Here is a 2,475-nt window from a genome sequence, read left to right as displayed (position 1 = left end):
GGCAGCAAGGTCCCGCATCTCTCCTACATCGGCGACGCCGACGTCGGCGAGGGGTCGAACCTGGGCGCCGCCACCATCACCGCCAACTACAACGCCAAGACCAAGGCCAAGACCCGCACCAAGCTCGGAAAACGGGTGAAGACCTCGGTCGACACGACCCTCGTCGCCCCGGTCGAGCTGGGCGACGACGCGTACACCGCGGCCGGCTCCGTGATCACCGACGACGTGCCCGAGGCGGCCCTCGGGATTGCCCGCTCGCGCCAGCGCAACGTGCCGGGATACGCCCGGCGGAAGGGATAAAGTCGGACCGAGCATGAGCGTCATCGAGCCCCAACCTGCGACGCTCCGCACCAGCATCGAGGCCGGCTACGACAAGCGGCTCATGCTGTTCTCCGGGCGCGCCAACCCCGAGCTCGCAGGGCGGATCGCGGGCAAGCTCGAGGTGGAGGTCGGCCCGGTCGAGCTGCGCACATTCTCGAACGGCGAGGTCTACTGCCGCTACCAGGAGTCGATCCGCGGCTCGGACGTCTTCATCGTCCAGCCGACCTGCGGCAACCCCGCGCTCAAGCTGACCGCGAACGACGCGCTGATGGAGCTCATGGTGATGATCGACGCCGCGATCGGCGCCTCCGCGCACCGCGTCATCGCGGTCACCCCCTGGTACGGCTACAGCCGCCAGGACAAGAAATCCGCCCCGCGGGAGCCGATCACCTCCCGCCTTGTCGCCCGCATGCTCGAGGGCGCCGGCGTCGACCGCGTGCTCACGATGGACCTCCACTCGGGCCAGATCCAGGGCTTCTTCCAGAAGCCGTGCGACCACATGACGGCCTTGTTCATCCTCACCCAGTACATCCAGGACCTCGGTCTCGACGACCTCGTCGTCGTCGCGCCCGACGTCGGCCGGGTCAAGCTGGCCGAGAAGTTCCGCGACAAGATCGGCGCCGACCTCGCCGTCCTGACCAAGGAGCGCCCCGCCCAGCAGGTGGCCGAGATCAGCTACGTGATCGGCGAGGTCGAGGGCAAGACCGCGGTCCTCGTCGACGACATGATCGACACCGGCGGCACGCTGAAGGCCGCGGCCCAGACCGTGCGCGACGCCGGCGCCAAGCGCATCTACGTCGCCGCGACCCACGCGGTGCTGTCGGGCAACGCGTTCGAGAACCTGGCCTCGAGCGGCTTCGAGGAGATCGTCGTCACCGACACCATCCCCCTGCGCGCCGGCGCCCCCGACAACATCCGTGTGCTCAGCTGCGCCGAGCTGCTGACCGACTCGATCCGCCGGATCTTCACCGACGACTCGGTGTCCGAGGTCTTCGGTGGCGAGAACCAGCTGTTCTAGCCGAACAAGCTCATTTGCAGGCGGTTCATGCCGGGATGCTCGCGAGGCGCTAACGGCGGCGTCAGCGGCGCCGGGACCGGGCCCTCCGGTGGGGGTGGGGGGCGGCGGCGGGGGCCAGGACCCGAACGGGATGGGAGTAACGCGGCACCCCGCTCACCGAGGAGACCAAACGCCTGCGCACCGAGAACGCGCCGAGCTCAAGGACGAAATACGCCGCGCTCGCCGGCGAGCGTCGCACAGCAGACCTCACGAAGGCGAGTCAGACTGCGTCTCGTCGTCGAGGTGGGACGCTCAAGGGGCGGTAGCCGTTCCGAGCGAGTCCGCGGCGAGGGGCTTCGGCGCGCCGTCCTCGTAGAAGACGTCGACGGCGGTGACGGTGAAGCCGGCATCCCGGATCAGGTCGGTGATCTCCCGAGTGAGGTGGCACCCGCCGAAGAGGCGCTTCTGGGTCGGCTCGAGGCGATGCTGCCACCGGCGCACCGACTCGTCCGGCGCGAGTCCGTGCTCGAGGAAGTGCAGCGTGCCACCCGGCTTGAGCACGCGTCGGACCTCCCGCAGGGCGGCGTGGACGTCGGGGATGGTGCACATCGTCCAGGTCGACAGGACGCAGTCGTAGCTGTCGTCGCGCAGCGGCAGGGACTGGCCGTCCAACCCGGTCCGCTGGACCGGGACGGTCGCCGCCGCGAGGCGCTTGCCCGCGAGCTTCCACCCGAGGTCGGCGGGCTCGACGGCGGCCACGCTCGTCACGGACGACGGATAGAAGGGGACGTTGTGCCCTGAGCCGAAGCCGATCTCGACGACGTCCCCGTGCAGGTCGGCGCAGACCCGGCGCCGCAGCGGCTTGGCGGTCTTCATCCCGCAGAGCGTGTTGACCATGCGAGGCAGAACCTGGTCTGCGTAGATGCCCATGGTGCCCGAGCCTACGCCTGCCACGGCGAGAAGGACAGGACACGCCCTGGCCGTCCGTGACGCGTCGAGGACGGCAAGTCGTCGCCTGTGTGCGTCAGCACGCGGTCTTGACGTCGCGGTCCGCTGGAGTCGCGCAGCGCGCCATGATTGGCCGCCATGGCGGCCGACCCCGCGCGCCTCATGGATCTGCTCGGGCTCACCGAGGACGAGCTGTGCGAGATCCTCGC

General features: G+C 69.6%; 2 protein-coding genes and 1 pseudogene. 2 read left to right on the top strand and 1 reads right to left on the bottom strand.

Going from position 1 to position 2,475, the window contains the following annotated elements; genetic code table 11:
• Both glmU and VGJ24_RS16005 read left to right on the top strand, forming a co-directional pair.
• A pseudogene (gene glmU, locus VGJ24_RS16010) lies at window positions 1-300 on the top strand (bifunctional UDP-N-acetylglucosamine diphosphorylase/glucosamine-1-phosphate N-acetyltransferase GlmU); the annotation flags it as partial.
• A 13-nt stretch (window positions 301-313) separates the two neighbouring features.
• Entirely contained in the window at window positions 314-1,339 is a 1,026-nt protein-coding gene (locus tag VGJ24_RS16005) for a ribose-phosphate pyrophosphokinase (RefSeq protein WP_331501633.1), read from the top strand.
• A 291-nt stretch (window positions 1,340-1,630) separates the two neighbouring features.
• Here the strand turns inward: VGJ24_RS16005 and VGJ24_RS16000 are convergent, their stop codons facing one another.
• Window positions 1,631-2,248 carry a class I SAM-dependent methyltransferase gene (locus VGJ24_RS16000; protein WP_331501632.1) on the bottom strand — a complete coding sequence of 206 codons (618 nt, stop codon included), beginning with the start codon at window positions 2,246-2,248 and terminating at the stop codon, window positions 1,631-1,633.
• Window positions 2,249-2,475 lie beyond the last annotated feature (227 nt).

The organism is Nocardioides sp., from assembly GCF_036493135.1.
In the GTDB taxonomy this organism is placed as follows: Bacteria; Actinomycetota; Actinomycetes; order Propionibacteriales; family Nocardioidaceae; genus Nocardioides.
This window is presented reverse-complemented; position numbering and strand designations above follow the sequence as displayed.